The organism is Maribacter sp. TH_r10, assembly GCF_033101095.1.
Lineage (GTDB): Bacteria > Bacteroidota > Bacteroidia > Flavobacteriales > Flavobacteriaceae > Maribacter_A > Maribacter_A luteus.
The window spans coordinates 646,275-662,154 of record NZ_JAWMPY010000001.1 but is presented as its reverse complement, the minus strand read 5'-3'; the positions used below and the strand labels follow the sequence as shown (position 1 = coordinate 662,154).

Below are 15,880 nucleotides of genomic sequence, written 5' to 3'. Positions count from 1 at the left end.
AATTATAGTTTTTACGTTAGATTAAATGTTCCTCAAATTTACATTTTTTAACAGACTAATTCAGCCAATAAATTGTTAAGAACAATTATAGATTATGTAATTTGCAGATAAAAATCAGTGTCTGCACATTCCTTTAAAATATATAATGCATCCGCAGGTTCGGGAAAAACACATACCCTGACCAAGGAATATTTAAAGATCGTACTTTCTTCGAATCGCACTTTCAGCCAAATCTTGGCCGTGACTTTTACCAACAAGGCAGTAAACGAAATGAAGCAGCGTATCTTGAAAAGTCTTTTTGAATTTTCAACTACCCCTTCGATCAACGATGCTTCGGTAATGTTCATTGACCTTATGACTGAACTGGATATTGATTTTGAAAAACTTAAAAAAGAATCCCGTACGACCCTGAAACTCATTTTGCACAATTACGGTTTTTTTGATATTTCGACCATTGATAAATTTAACCATAGACTGATCAGAACCTTTGCAAAGGACCTTAAGATCGCCCAGAATTTTGAGGTTGTGCTAGACACTGACCTGCTTCTCAATGAGGCCATCGACAATCTCCTGGAAAAAGTGGGACAGGATGAGGTGCTGACCCAAATTTTAATGGAATTCGCCCTAGATAAGATCGATGAGGACAAAAGCTGGGATATTTCGTTCGATTTGAATAAAATCGGGAAATTGATTTTCAACGAGACGAACATCAGACATATCGATTTATTGAAGCAAAAAAGTATTAGTGATTTTATCTCGTTAAGAAAAAGTATTGAGGAAAAAATCAAAAGATTCAAAAGTGACCTCATATCAAATGCAGAGGAGAGTTTAAAATTAATTTCGGATAACGGACTTGATCATGGGAATTTCAAATCCGGTTACTTTCCTAAATTCATGATAAAAATCACCAATGGCGATCTCGACTTTGATTTTGGTGCTGCTTGGAAACAAAATTTTGACACTGATCCCCTTTACGCAAAGTCCTGCCCCGATGGTTCAAAAGTCATCTTGGACGGTTTACACCCCCATTTAAGTGCTATTTTCGCGAAGCTAAAAAGTATTCATAGTAAGGTTTTATTTCTTATCAATATCAACAAGAACCTAGTTCCCCTTACGGTTTTGAATGCTATTCAGGCCGAAGTAAAGTCGATTCAAGAAGAACGGGGGCAACTTTCAATTTCCGAGTTCAACACCCTAATTTCGAACGAAATAAAAAACCAACCTGCTCCTTTTATATATGAGCGCTTGGGAGAAAAATACCGTCATTACCTGATAGACGAATTCCAGGACACCTCCGAATTACAATGGAACAATCTTGTGCCATTGGTGGGCAACGCCCTCGAAGGGGAAGATATACAAGGCAACAGAGGCTCCTTGTTTTTGGTCGGTGATGCCAAACAGGCCATTTATCGCTGGCGGGGAGGAAATGCCGAACAATTCCTGAATTTGGTTAATGAGCAGACCAATCCGTTTTTCATTTCCCCAAAAACCTATAATCTACCTTCTAATTACAGGAGCCATGAAGAAATCATAAATTTTAACAACGATTTTTTCACTGTTACCAGCCCGTTACTGAACAATCATCTGTACAAAGAATTATTTGAACAAGGCAATCAACAAAAAACAAACAGCAAAAAAGGAGGGCACGTACAGCTAACCTTTATTGAAAAGCAAGAAGAACAGGATTTAGATGGGTTGTATTGCGAAGAAGTACTTAGAACCATAGAACAACTTAAGGAAAAAGGCTACCCCTTGCGTGATATCGCAATTTTGGTCAGGGACAATAAACACGGTTATACCTTGGCGGATTACTTGACCGAAAAGTCAATTCCAGTAATATCCCCAGATTCCCTATTAATCGGCAACAATGAAAAAGTACGTTTTTTAATCGATCTTTTACAATATACCAGCCATACCGACGATCTTGAGGCAAGCTACAACATCCTCTATTATCTATTGGGTGATGACCCTAATGCACATACGTTAATACATAACAACCTGCAGAACTTGGATGGCTTTTTATTGAACAATTATGATTTTAATTTGTCCTATTTAAACAACAGATCGGTTTATGATGGTTTGGAGCTGGCCATTAAACGGTTTGACCTTGCCCAAATTTCTGACGCCTATCTCACTTTTCTATTGGACATTGTCCTAGAGGTAGAACAAAAAGAAGGAACGGGAATAACCACGTTTCTATCTTATTGGGAAAAGAAAAAGGACAAGTACAGTATTGCCGCCCCGAACAATTTGAATGCCGTAAAGATCATGAGCATACATAAATCCAAAGGGTTGGAGTTCCCAATTGTCATTTTCCCTTATGCCAATTCAAATATCTACAAAGAAATAGACCCTAAATTGTGGCTTAGCGTTGATCGTAACGAGTATAATGGTTTTGAGGAATTATTGATAAACAGCAAGAAAGAAGTCGTTGATTACGGTGAAAACGCTGCAATTGCCTATGAAGAGGAACGGCATAAACTTGAACTGGATGCTTTCAATATATTATATGTAGCACTTACAAGGGCAGAAAAGGCATTATATATCATTTCATTGAAGGAACAAAGTGCCCTTAAATCGAATAGAAAGACACATTATTCGGACGTTTTCATACAATACCTTAAAGACAGACAACTTTGGATCGACACTGAAACTGTTTATTCCTTTGGAATATTGGAAACCAACACCGACCCGTTGGATACTCAGGCAAATGAAAGAACCATCCCTTATCAGTATTCAAATAAGGAAAACCCAAGTTTTAAAATTTTGGCCAAAGGGGGCATGTTGTGGGATAGCGCCCAGGAAGAAGCGATATTACAAGGCAACTTGATTCATCATATTCTCGGACTTATTGAAACGGGAGATGATGTAAGCTCCATTTTCAAAGATTTGGAACGTAAAGGAATGATAGCTAATGAAGAGATTCCCATATTAAAAGAAAAAATAACAGCGGTAACCGACCATAGTTCCCTTAAAAAATACTTTTCCAAAGGAAATACGATAATGAACGAAAAAGAAATCATAACCGAAAACGGTCAAACGCTTCGTCCTGACCGTATCGTCATCTCCAATGGTAAAGCTACCATAATAGATTATAAAACAGGAAAGAAAAACGATGCTTATCAAAAGCAGTTGCAATCATATGCCCAAGTCCTGGAACAAATGGGCCATACCGTTGAGAATAGAATTATCGCATACATCAACCAAGACATTTTTATAGAATACGTTTAAAAAATCAATTATGTACGGAAAAATAAAGCAGTTTTTGACTGAAGAATTGGAATCCATTAAAGAGGAAGGACTATTTAAAAGTGAAAGGATAATAACATCTCCCCAAGCCGCCATAATAAAACTGGCATCGGGAAAGGAAGTAATAAACTTCTGCGCCAACAATTATTTGGGACTATCGTCACATCCCGAAGTTATACAAGCTGCAAAAGATACCATGGACACCCATGGTTTTGGAATGTCCTCAGTTCGCTTCATTTGTGGTACACAAGACATTCATAAAGAACTCGAAAGTAAAATAGCCGATTTTTATGAAACTGAGGATACCATATTATATGCGGCCGCTTTTGATGCCAACGGCGGTGTCTTTGAACCCTTACTTGGACCGGAAGATGCCATAATATCAGATGCACTCAACCATGCATCCATTATAGATGGAGTTCGTTTATGTAAGGCCAAAAGATATCGTTATGCCAATGGCGACATGTCGGATCTTGAGCAACAATTGCAACAAGCGCAAAAAGACAGTGCCCGATTCAAGATCATAGTTACTGATGGGGTATTCTCTATGGATGGACTTTTGGCCCCATTGGATAAAATATGTGACTTAGCCGATAAGTACGATGCATTGGTCATGGTAGATGAATGCCATGCCGCAGGTTTTATAGGAAAAAATGGCAAAGGAACACTGGAAGAAAAAGGTGTAATGGGCCGTATTGATATTATTACAGGTACTTTAGGAAAAGCTTTAGGTGGCGCAATGGGTGGTTATACTACCGGTAAGAAAGAAATTATAGAATTACTCAGACAGCGATCAAGACCTTATTTATTCTCAAACTCATTGGCCCCATCGATCGTAGGGGCATCGATAAAGGTTTTTGAAATGTTGGCCGATAACACTTCCCTTCGTGATAAATTACAATCAAATACCGCATATTTCAAAAAAGGAATAAAGGAAGCGGGGTTTGATATTATCGATGGTGAATCCGCGATTGTACCCGTAATGTTGTATGATGCCAAGCTTGCCCAGAATATGGCAACCAAGCTATTGGATCATGGTATTTATGTTATCGGTTTCTTTTATCCTGTAGTTCCAAAGGGCAAGGCACGTATTAGGGTACAACTATCAGCTGCTCATGATCTTGCACATTTGAACAAGGCGATAAATGCATTTATTACGGTAGGAAAAGAGCTGAAAATCGTTTAACTGTCGAATTTATCCTATAAAAAACGTTAAAAAAAATAGGAATATATTTTTGTTAATAATATTTAACAACTTACATTTGCAGCTAATAAACACTTAAACTTAAAATTTTGAACATGAAACATCTTAGCAAATTAATGGTTGTTGCCCTACTTGTTGTAGGAATTAACAACTTACAAGCGCAAGACGAGAATAACCCTTGGCAAATTAGTTTTGGGGTAAACGCCGTTGATGTGTATCCTACTGGTGACTTCCCAGGCAGTTCTTTCGGTAATGAATTCTTTAATGCGACTGACCATTGGAACATTCTTCCATCAATTTCTTACGTTGGCGTGTCTAAATCTGTAGGAGACGGTTTCTCTGTAGGTGCTAGAGGTTCTTTAAATAAAATTTCCAAATGGGGAGATACTGATGTTGATGATTTATCATACTACGCTATTGATGGTACTATCAAATACAACTTTTTGAAAAACACAGTTATCGATCCTTTCGTTGAAATCGGCGGTGGTTATACTTGGATTGATGAAATCGGAGCTGGTACTGCTAACGGTGGTATTGGTGTTAACGTTTGGTTTACTGAAAATATCGGTCTTACCTTACAGACTTCATACAAACATGCATTTGAAGATTATCTAGTTCCACACATGCAACATTTAGCTGGTATCTCAGTTAAATTTGGTGGTACTGATACTGATGGTGACGGTGTTTATGACAAAGATGATGCTTGTCCAGAAGTTGCTGGTCTTGAAGCTTTCAACGGTTGTCCTGATGCTGACGGTGACGGTATCGAAGACAGCAAGGATGCTTGTCCTAATGCTGCCGGTTCTAAAGAAATGAACGGTTGTCCTGATGCTGACGGTGACGGTGTTGCCGATAAAGATGATGCTTGTCCTAACGAAGCTGGTTTAGCTGCTCTTGCAGGTTGTCCTGATGCTGACGGTGACGGTGTTGCTGATAAAGATGATGCTTGTCCTAACGAAGCTGGTCCTGCTGAAAACAAAGGATGTCCTTGGGCTGACAAAGATAACGATGGTGTATTGGACAAAGATGATAAATGTCCAGACGTAGCCGGTACAGTTGCTAACGCTGGTTGTCCTGAAGTTACTGAAGAAGTTCAAAAACAATTGAATGATTACGCTAGAACTATCTTGTTCGATACAGGTAAATCTTCTATCAAAGCTGAATCTACTTCCGTAATGGTTGACATCATTCAAATCTTGAAAGAATACCCAACTGCTAAGTTTACCGTTGAAGGTCATACTGATAGCGTTGGTAGTGCTAAATTGAACCAGAGCCTTTCTGAGTCAAGAGCACTTTCTGTAAAAGACTTCTTAGTAGAAAAAGGTATCGATGCATTTAGATTGTCTGCTGTTGGTTACGGTGAAGACAAGCCTATCGCTACTAACAATACTAGAGCTGGTAGAAAACAAAACAGAAGAGTTGAAATCAACTTGATCAAATAATTCTTTTACCGAGAATTATTTCGAAAATAATTTTGAAAAGCCCTGACGATATCGTCAGGGCTTTTTCTATTTTTGGTTATGCTTAGCTTTTTAGAACAAGTTTTAACCACCATTTACAAAGAACGAGGTTCCTTTGAAAACATCGTCTTTGTACTTCCCAGCAAAAGGTCTGGATCCTATTTAAAAAAAGGGATATCCAAAATTACGGATAAACCCATTTTCACCCCTGAAATATACAGTATTGAAGAGTTTATAGGAAAAATATCCGGCCTTGAAACCGCTACGAACACCCAACAACTATTCGACCTTTACTATACATATCTAGAACAAACAGAAAACAATCAGGAAAATTTTGTTGATTTTGCTAAATGGGGTCAAACCCTGTTACAGGACTTCAATGAAATAGACAGATACCTTATTGATTCTGAAAAATTATTTGCGAACCTTTCTGCCATCCAAGAAATAAACCATTGGTATGTTTCCGCAGAAAAAACAGATATGGTCCGGAATTACATTGATTTTTGGAACAAACTCGAAAATCTCTACAATAGATTTAACTTTAGGCTAATTCAAAAAGGTTTTGGTCACCAAGGACTTGTTTATCGAAAGGCTTACGAAAACCTTGATTCATATACAGAAAACCATAAGAACAAACATCATGTTTTTATTGGGTTCAATGCCTTGAATACCGCTGAAAGTACCATAATACAACGTATCCTGGCCGCAAATAATGCCGATATTTATTGGGATTTAGATGCCTATTTTCTCAATGATCCAATACATGATGCGGGTTTATTCGTGAGAAGCCATCATAAAACTTGGCCTTATTTAAAGAAAAATGGACTTAAAGGCATTTCAACAACATTCACACAAGAAAAACAAATTGAGGTTATCGGCGTTCCCAAAAGTATTTCCCAAGCAAAATATGTGGGCACGTTATTAAAACAAATCGCTACAGAACAAAACGGAATTTTGAAAAGAACCGCAGTTGTCCTGAACGATGAATCACTACTTAATGCATTATTGAATTCAATACCCACTGAACTTGATAAGGTGAATATTACCATGGGCTTCCCCTTGAACAAAACCTCATTTGAGAGTTTTTTCAATCAATTTATAGAACTTTATGTTCACAAACAGCCCAACGGTTGGTATTATAAAAACATCCTGTCTTTTTTATCCCACCCGTATTCCGATCTATTGTTAACCCATAATGAGATTTCTTACGCCCGAGTCATCACACAAACAACTACATCTCAGAACCTTACTTTTCTAACGAAAAACCAATTACGATCAATTGTAAGTTCCGAAGACATCCCTTTAGATACATTGTTTTTAGAGCCTATTCCCTCTCCCACATATTTAGTGGAATGTATTTTGGATTTGATTTCTATTCTGAAATCGAAACTCCAAGCTTTGGGCAATTCACTGGCTTTGGAAGAATTGTTCAGATTCTATGGCATTTTCAATCAAATCACGACTATCCTCAAAGAGCATAAGTTTATAAATGACCAAAAATCTTTCCACACCTTATTTAAAGAACTCGTTTCAATGGAAACGTTGGATTTTAAAGGAGATCCAATCGAAGGACTACAGATCATGGGAATGTTGGAAAGTAGGAATTTAGATTTTGAGACGGTAATCCTAACATCGGTAAACGAAGGTATATTACCGGCTGGAAAATCGAACAATTCTTTCATTCCTTTTGATTTGAAAAGGAATTTCGGTCTTCCGACCTTCAAAGAAAAAGATGCCGTTTACACCTATCATTTCTATCGCCTACTGCAGCGAGCCAAAAACATCTATCTAATTTACAACACCGAACCCGATGTTTTGGAAGGAGGAGAAAGAAGTCGCCTTATCACACAACTATTGACCGATGATACCTTAAAGAAAAATATAACAGAATTCATTGCCGTCCCCGAAATCAAGGTTACTCCCAAAAAAGAGATAGCGATCGATAAGGATGGTGCTTTATTGCAGTTAATAAAAGAACATGCCGCTAAAGGATTCTCGCCATCATCATTAAGTAATTATGTTAGGAACCCGTTGGATTTTTACAAACAAAACCTGCTTAGAATCAACGACTTGCAAGAAGTCGAAGAAACCGTCGCAGCCAACACTTTCGGCACCATAATCCATGACACCTTAGAAGACCTCTATAAGCCACTGGTAGGTAAATATTTGAACAAAGAGGTACTGGTAAACATGAAGGGAAATATAGAAAAACTGGTTAAACACCATTTTAATAAGTCCTACTCATCTATTTCAATGTTGCGGGGTAAAAATCTAATCGCTTATAATGTCATCCTAAAATATGTACGATCGTTTATAGATCATGAAATTCGTGAAAGTGAAAAACACCAAATCAAAATCCTAGGTTTGGAAAAAAAGATGACAATTGACGTAAGTTATCCTGAAGTGGGTTTTCCCGTGAAACTCACTGGAAAATTAGATAGAATTGATAAAATTGACGGAATACTCCGAATTATTGACTATAAATCAGGAAAAGTATTACCCAGCCAAGTTGCGATATTCGACTGGGCGCTACTTACTGAAGATTATAAATATAGTAAAGCTTTTCAGCTGCTTTGCTATGCCTTAATGTACACTGAAAACAAGCCAGTAAACCAACTTGAAGCCGGCATTATCTCCTTTAAGAACCTAAGTGCGGGGTTATTAAGTTTTGGCATCAAGGAAAGTGAAAAAAGCAGGTCCAAGCCCAACAAATCAATAACCCAAGAAACCCTATCCCAGTTCTCTACAGAGCTAAAAAGGCTCATCCTTGAAATTTGCAATCCCAATGTTCCTTTTAACGAAAAAGAAGTTTGACTTATTTTTTATCCGGTCTTGTTGGCCTAACCTCAATTTTACTGGGCAATGTACGTGGATGCATTTTCAATAAATCCAAAACCAATTCGCCGATATCCTCAGGCTGTATTTTCCAAGCATCTTTTTCAGACGGCTCATTATTGTTGAAATGTGTGGCTACAGAACCCGGCATTATCGTTGAAACCTTGATATCATACTTACGCAAATCTAGCATTACCGCTTGTGTAAAGCCCACAACACCAAATTTTGTTGCATTATAACCGGCACCATTGGCAAAGAAATTCGTTCCTGCCAAACTAGCCAAGGTCATGTAATAACCTTTTGACACCTTTAAAACCTCTACTGAAGCTTTTAGGGTGTGAAATACACCCGTTAGGTTAGTATTTATCATACTACCCCACTGATCCTCGGTTAATTCATCTACCGGCGCGAAATGACCTACGCCGGCATTGGCCAAAACCACATCCAATTGACCCCACTTATCCAATATTTCCTTCACGGCCAATTCCTCATCACCTAAATTAACCACATTCGATTGTAATGCTAAAACTTGGTCACTATCGCCCAATTGTGCGGCGGCGGCTTTTACCGTAGCAATATCCCTACCACTGATGGCCACTCTCATTCCGGCCCCCAAAAGAGTTTTGGCAACACTAAACCCAATACCCTTTGATCCCCCAGTGATATAAGCTACTTTTCTTTCTAAATTAGACATATTTTCTATTTATTATTTAAACCTTTTTAAAGAAAACGAATATACAATTTTGATACTTGAACAAAAAGTATTTCCTTTGACGTTCGATTAGCCACGGGGGATTAGCTCAGCTGGCTAGAGCGCTTGCCTGGCAGGCAAGAGGTCACCGGTTCGACTCCGGTATTCTCCACATTAAGCAAAAAAGCCGAACTAGCGTTCGGCTTTTTTATTCATAAATCTGTAGAATAGCTCGATTTACCATAATTTTTATCCACCGCTATTTTTTTTATTTCCACCTTTAGAGGAACCTCATCTTTTAAAATTTCCCTTAATACCTTCGTGATATCCGGTTGAATTGTTTCGTTGGAAAAACCTTTGAAGTCAATCTTTATATTTTTTGATTGATGCATTTTAAAACCAACAAGAGGATATCGGGACAAGGCCCTAGAAATATCAATGGTATTTATTATTCTACCGGTCTTTGTCCTAAAAACCACAGGTTGTCTTGCCTCTAAATCAATTAAATAGGGAATACCGTCCTTAAGTTCAATACCACAAAAATCACCTGTCCTATATCGAACCAAAGGTAGAAAAGGATTATTACCCCCGGTTACCGTCAATTCCCCACGCTCTCCATTGGGAAGTAAGATGTCTTCATTGGGGTCGAAAATCTCTAAATAGAGGTCCGGCCTAATTGCTCTATGGCCATTCTCGGTGGCATAGGCAATGTTTCGACATTCGGTTAACGAATACACATCGATTACAGGGCACCTAAAATATTGTTCCAGTACTTTTTGAGTGTTTTTGTTCAACGCCATGGCCGATGAAATCATAGCTTTGGGTCTTATTTTAGGTTGTAGACCATGAAGGGCCATAAAGGCCGTGGGATCCCCGGTCAATACTTGTGGATTGTACTTTTCCAAATAAGAAATCGCATCATTAGGATTTGACCATTCTGCAGGGTTCAAATTTAATTTTAAGATTCCGGCACCCTCCAAATAACTGGATAAGGAGGCATAAGTCAATGTCTTTTCCTGGGCACATATCATGGCTATGGCTACCTTATCCTTACCCATTTCCATGTTTATCCCAAAATTATCCAAAACGGAAATTATCTGTGGTAACCAACTGGCCTGTGAAACGGGATCGAATAACACATCCATTATAGGCCCAGTGGAACCCGAAGTATGATAAACCAAAAGGTCTTCCAAATCCGCTTCTTTCGAAACCATTAAATGCGGTATATCCCGTAATTCATTCCTCGAAATGGTTGGGTACTTAGCAAGTTCTTTGCCTTTACCCATAAAATAAGGAACCGTACTATGGCACCATTTCAAATAAGAACCCATCCAAGAGGGTTGTTCGCCAGCTTTCCAAAATGTCTGGTTTTTTTGAAGAATTTCAGCTTCATAGTGCCTTACCTTTTGAAGATGTTCCATAGTCAACCTATCACCACTCTTAAAATTGAATGTTGGGGCATAAGCATCTTGACGCAATTGATTCAATAATGAAAAATCATCAATTGTAGGGAAACGTTCCCTATCTGTCAATCCTAATTGTGGACCTCTATTCTCTTCCATAAGGGTTAGCGGCTTCACGGGCCTTTTTTTCTGCCATTTTCCTCTTGATCTCCATCATTCTTTCCAAGGCATCATTCGTTTGTTTCAATACTTCTTGTCGACCAGAACTACTTACTGCCGATAACCTATCCACTGCCTCTTCCAAGTTTTCATTATAAGGCAACAATTCAAAAGATTTTAAGGCCAAGCGAATCATTTCTTCTGCCCTTTCCTCATCATTGATCCATTTTTCTGCTTTAACATAATCACTGGCGACTCTAAGTTCCTTAAACCAAAAATCGATAAGCTTGGGTGCTATTTCAGGGTAACCCACAAAATCTTTATACCGAAGCAACCAACATGATATCAGCATCGATTTCCAATGGTTTTCAGTAATATCGGCTAGGTGATCCTGAGCGGGCAAGTTGAACGTTGATTTAAGAAAATCATTCGACACCATTCTATAAGCATCACAGATCAAAGCTATTGCCTGGTTCATGTTTGCAACCGATGAAACGTCAATCGCTAAAAAAGTGTCCGGACATTTCATCAAATGCCCTGCCATTTCATAAACATCAAACTTTGGCATACGCATAATTTTGATGTGAAAATTCGGCTGCAAATTTCAAAAGCTCTTCTTCCCCGGTTACATAATAAAGGTTCCAACCCATTTTCTTAAGTCGTACCACCATGTCATTATTATAGTCCGGTCTAGCGTGAAGAACCAAAGTACCATGACCGCCTGCATTTTTCAAGGCCAGTTCAATCAAGTCCCAATTGTTTTGATCCGTTTCGGTTTTAGCCTGCAGCATGCTGAAAATATCATTGTCGGTAACTATAACAATATGTGATTTTTTCTTCGGCGCTCGTTCAAAAGGCTTTCTCAAGCGTTCTATTCCATAGGCATATCCTGTGCCCAAGTACGAGGTAATCGTAGTTAACAGCTCAGTCTCATCACTAATAAACCCTTCGGTTTCCAGATACTTACCGGGTTCCCCCGAGAGACAACCCATTACTTCCGCACCGGCCCTCAAAGCCGAAAGACCGATAATGGTCGCCGCTAATACCGGCCAAGAAAAATTATGTTTGGGATCCACCATCGATCCCGAACAATCTATTCCTATATAAACATTTAATGGGTTATCGGAAATCTCACTATCGGAGTCGGAACCATAAGTTCTTTTCTTGGTGTTTATTCCAGGGAAAATCTGTGGCGATAATATTGAAGTTTCCAACCAATCCAATTCTTCCATTGGGTCACCGATATCCCAAGTATCTAATCCTTCGGGTAGATTTTCCGAATTACTCTCGATGATTTCCGTTGGAAATAAAATCAAATGGGGTAGGGCTATTTCCTTATAATACGCATTGATCAAGCGTTGTTTATTTGCATTGGGATTGGCCTGAAGCATTAAATCGATATACTGTCCAGGTCCTAAATACCCCTTTTTCGGTCCTTTACCCCCTACTTTGCTCGGTTCTATACCCAACCCTTTCGATTCTTGGTCTGAAGCGTTTGCTCCCAAAGCTTCTTTTCTCAAATCAATTACCCCGGCTATTCCCTCCACATCCAGTTCGGTCATCCCCGATAAAGCATCTGCACCGTTCCCTGCCTGTTCAGCATCCAACAGTACCAGTATCTTTTTTCGTGCATCTTGATACTCTTTGTTTTCCATGAGATATGGAAAAAGCATAACCGCGAACCTTCCTCCCCCATTCAACCAATTTTTTGAATAACTGCGGATAAGTCCGGCAATCAAGGATGCATCCGCATCTATTTTGGCGTTATGAAACGAAAGATTGCTTGCAAGTACCCCGCGTTTAAGATGCCAAAGATATTCATAGGTCCGCATCATCAATGTCCATAGCTTAGTAAATTCGTTTTCGGAATTAATCGCTTGGTACACCTGCATCATACGCAGTTTATTGCTTCTTTGCAATTTATCGTTGATTAGAAAATCGGTATATAAATTAGATACCATGGGTGCACGATCTTCTATACTGGGAAGGCCCCAACGTATACGCCCCAATAAAACGGCATTGTCATAAAGGTTGGCAGGCGTAAAAATGTGATGTCCTATTTCATGCGCCAAAATTTCTACCGCATAATCCTGAATTCCCGTGCGTACGATTTCCTCCAAATTGATAACGATACGATGATCCGTTAAGCGGATCATCGCGAAACTTCCGGTGAGTCCTTCCGCTTCTGCTTCTTTATCGGAAGTACACCAAATTGGTTCTTGCAAACGTACAAAGGGGTTCCATTCCCTCTTGGCAACATCCCAATATGACCTCCAGTGGTCAAGGGTCATCGTTATTATTTCATTCTTGTTCAATTCGGATGGCTATAGGTGAATAAAAAATAAGAGTTATACAATGTAAACATAATATTTCCAGGCATTTTTACCAGTGATGAGACTTCTTTAACATCAAGGTTCCCATCTACTTTCCTCACTATTTTTTCATAGTTGGATTTTGACACATTGCCTTCTATAACAGAATCCGGTTCAATACCCGAAATGGGTAAGAGTGTTTTACCATTGCTATCCGCGAAGAACGCATAAACATGTTTTGAATCCGAAACGATAACGGTCTGGTTTACAACGGATAATTTCGGCGGATCGATAAAATAACCACTAGCTGCCAAAAAACCTCCTGCCACTCCTTCAAAATGAGGTTTATCAACATTCCAAGGATTTTTAAAAGCATCTTCGTAATTGCCTTCAGATTTCAGAACCCCCATTATGCGTTGTTTCAAAGACAATGGCAACGTCATGAAAAGGGATGGCAATCTAGGTCGTAAGTGTGCCAGACCACATTGCCAAGCACATATTCTTGCTACTATTTTAAATTCATTCAGAGAGGTTATTTCCACACTCAAAACCCCAACCATATCACACCATTGTAAAACTTTGTTCGGTGCATATTTTCGTAATCTGACCAACGCCTCGTTCAAGGCCGAAAGTGTTTCTTCGGGATTTTTGACTAGGAGCATGGGCAATTTTTGCAGTAATGACCAGGCCCTTACATATTGATCGTCATAAGTAATGGCCAATCCCGAACCCAACAGTTTAAGGGCATGGGTGTATAGTGACCTAATTGCGATATGGAGGTTCTCTGTGGATATACCCAATTCATCGATACATTGTACAATCGGCTCTATCACCTTCACCATCCATTCTGAAACATGGCCGGCCGAATAATGACCGTATTTTAGACTATACTGACCATACATTTGATTATACAGGACACTATGGGTTTTTAGGTCTTCAATTAATGGAGCATAGGTCACTTTTTCCATTGCAACCATCTTTTGTAATTGCTGTATCGTTGATGTAGATATTTCAGTTTTAAAATATCATCGGCCCTATAACCGTACAATTTTTTCTCTTCCGACCATTGTTGCAATTGCTTTTCGACATTCAACAAGCGTTTATCTACCTCCCTTGCCGATACATTTTCCAAACCTTTACGAAATTCCTCCTCAAAAGCATCTACCGGATCTGAATTGTCCAGGTCTTGACCCACAAAATCATCACAGGATAAATCAAACAGTTTTCGTAACCATACGATTCGGTCAACACGAAATACCTCATTACCCGATTGGTCGAAAAAAGGTGATTCTAGATGTGGGGCCAATGAATCGTGTAGCACAAATGGCAGTATCTGACGTATATCTTCCAAATCTACTTGCTTATTACCTCTAAAATAGGCCATAGCCTTCGAGAACATGAGCAGGGTCATGATCTTTCTCACAGAAAGTCCGTTCTTCGCTTGGGACCCTAAATCCTTGATGGGGTCTTTACCCGTTTCCTTCCTGAAAAGGCTTTGCATATCCATGACCGATAGTTTGGCGGTATCTTTGGTCATATATTCCAAACGGTTGGATGCAGGTTCGAAAAATTCGAACTGCCGACAAAAGAATTCAATGCGTTTCCTGAGGGCTGACGGCATTTGTATATTGCGTATTTCTTTGTTCATCGTCGCCAATTCCTCTTCCGAAAAGATGATTTCTTCGGGAATGATGGATTCTGGCTTAAAATTCAGTTCAATACGTTTTAATAGGTCATCTATGAACCGGGTATTGAAATGTAGGGCACGGATAACGATATCGATACGGTCTTTCAATGCCTCAATAACCTGATAAGTTCCACCACCAGCATCATCGTTAGCGGTCAAGTACCAAGCCGCATCCGGACATTCATATACCTGGTCGAATATTTCGGCATAATTATCGGCCAAAACGGTAAGAAGGGCAGATTGGGTACGCGTTGGAATACGATTATATTCATCAATGATCTTTACCCGCATTTCCAGCCATTTTCGCCATGCGATCCTGATATCGGAAGTTTTTTCGGCCTTAACCATATCTGCAGGCAAAGGATGCCCCAAGAGGTCTGATATGGTCATCTGTGGCTGTCCATGTTGAATGGCCCTCATAACATCTGTCTTGTCATAACCCGCAAGTAAACCCATGAGTACCGCTGTTGCGGTTTTACCCCGACCAGGTCCTCCGACAATCAGGCATTTGCCTTTTGCCGCTAAATTCAATAAAGGCAATAACACAAAACTGGAATAACTTTGATCGGAAGGAAGGTTTACCTGCACTTTACTGTCACCAAAAACAAATTTTTTGGCATCGCCATCATTATACTCAATATCGTAGTACGGACTTATAATTGCGGTATTGGTTATCCAAAAATAAGCTTGACGCAATTTTTCATCCAAGGCTGCGACTTTGGCTTTTTCGTTGGAAAGGGAATCATCTTCAAAAAGGTCTTCAATTTCGAATTTTTCGGTATTTTGATATTTTTGAGGGTTCGTGGGCGACTCAGGTACTCTTTTAAAAAAACCCAGTGATTTATTAATAATGTTGGACATGGCCTAATCGTATTTTATA

10 protein-coding genes and 1 tRNA gene are annotated in these 15,880 nt (G+C 39.1%); 5 read left to right on the top strand and 6 right to left on the bottom strand.

Annotation, left to right across the window (positions count from 1 at the left end):
• Positions 1-117 precede the first annotated feature (117 nt).
• From R3X28_RS02735 to R3X28_RS02720, 4 genes are all read left to right on the top strand, one after another.
• Positions 118-3,231: a UvrD-helicase domain-containing protein gene (locus tag R3X28_RS02735; protein WP_317662221.1), complete on the top strand. Its 3,114-nt coding sequence runs from the start codon at positions 118-120 to the stop codon at positions 3,229-3,231.
• Positions 3,232-3,241: 10 nt separating this feature from the next.
• Positions 3,242-4,435 (top strand): glycine C-acetyltransferase, encoded by a 1,194-nt coding sequence (gene kbl / locus R3X28_RS02730; protein ID WP_317662219.1) that lies wholly within the window; start codon positions 3,242-3,244, stop codon positions 4,433-4,435.
• 113 nt (positions 4,436-4,548) lie between these two features.
• The gene (locus tag R3X28_RS02725; RefSeq protein ID WP_154363478.1) at positions 4,549-5,895 is read left to right on the top strand and encodes an OmpA family protein; all 1,347 of its coding nucleotides are present in this window, start codon (positions 4,549-4,551) and stop codon (positions 5,893-5,895) included.
• Positions 5,896-5,973: 78 nt separating this feature from the next.
• A complete protein-coding gene (locus R3X28_RS02720) occupies positions 5,974-8,727 on the top strand; it encodes a PD-(D/E)XK nuclease family protein (protein ID WP_317662216.1) in 2,754 nt (917 codons plus the stop codon).
• Position 8,728: 1 nt separating this feature from the next.
• Here R3X28_RS02720 and R3X28_RS02715 read toward each other — a convergent pair whose 3' ends face one another.
• Entirely contained in the window at positions 8,729-9,442 is a 714-nt protein-coding gene (locus R3X28_RS02715) for an SDR family oxidoreductase (RefSeq protein WP_317662214.1), read from the bottom strand.
• Between the two features lie 95 nt (positions 9,443-9,537).
• Between R3X28_RS02715 and R3X28_RS02710 the strand changes: the two genes are divergently transcribed.
• Positions 9,538-9,611, top strand: a tRNA-Ala gene (locus R3X28_RS02710).
• A gap of 40 nt (positions 9,612-9,651) precedes the next feature.
• Here the strand turns inward: R3X28_RS02710 and R3X28_RS02705 are convergent.
• From R3X28_RS02705 to R3X28_RS02685, 5 genes are read right to left on the bottom strand one after another with little or no spacing between them, the layout of a single operon-like run.
• Positions 9,652-11,001, bottom strand: a complete 1,350-nt coding sequence (locus R3X28_RS02705; protein ID WP_317662212.1) for an AMP-binding protein — start codon at positions 10,999-11,001, stop codon at positions 9,652-9,654.
• Entirely contained in the window at positions 10,988-11,569 is a 582-nt protein-coding gene (locus tag R3X28_RS02700) for a hypothetical protein (RefSeq protein ID WP_317662210.1), read from the bottom strand. Before R3X28_RS02700 ends, R3X28_RS02705 begins: the two co-directional genes overlap by 14 nt.
• Positions 11,556-13,292: a hypothetical protein gene (locus tag R3X28_RS02695; RefSeq protein WP_317662208.1), complete on the bottom strand. Its 1,737-nt coding sequence runs from the start codon at positions 13,290-13,292 to the stop codon at positions 11,556-11,558. Before R3X28_RS02695 ends, R3X28_RS02700 begins: the two co-directional genes overlap by 14 nt.
• Positions 13,293-13,312: 20 nt before the next feature.
• The gene (locus tag R3X28_RS02690) at positions 13,313-14,281 is read right to left on the bottom strand and encodes a hypothetical protein (protein ID WP_317662206.1); all 969 of its coding nucleotides are present in this window, start codon (positions 14,279-14,281) and stop codon (positions 13,313-13,315) included.
• The gene (locus tag R3X28_RS02685) at positions 14,269-15,861 is read right to left on the bottom strand and encodes an AAA family ATPase (protein WP_317662205.1); all 1,593 of its coding nucleotides are present in this window, start codon (positions 15,859-15,861) and stop codon (positions 14,269-14,271) included. The genes R3X28_RS02690 and R3X28_RS02685 overlap by 13 nt, the downstream gene beginning before the upstream one ends.
• Between the last annotated feature and the right edge of the window lie 19 nt (positions 15,862-15,880).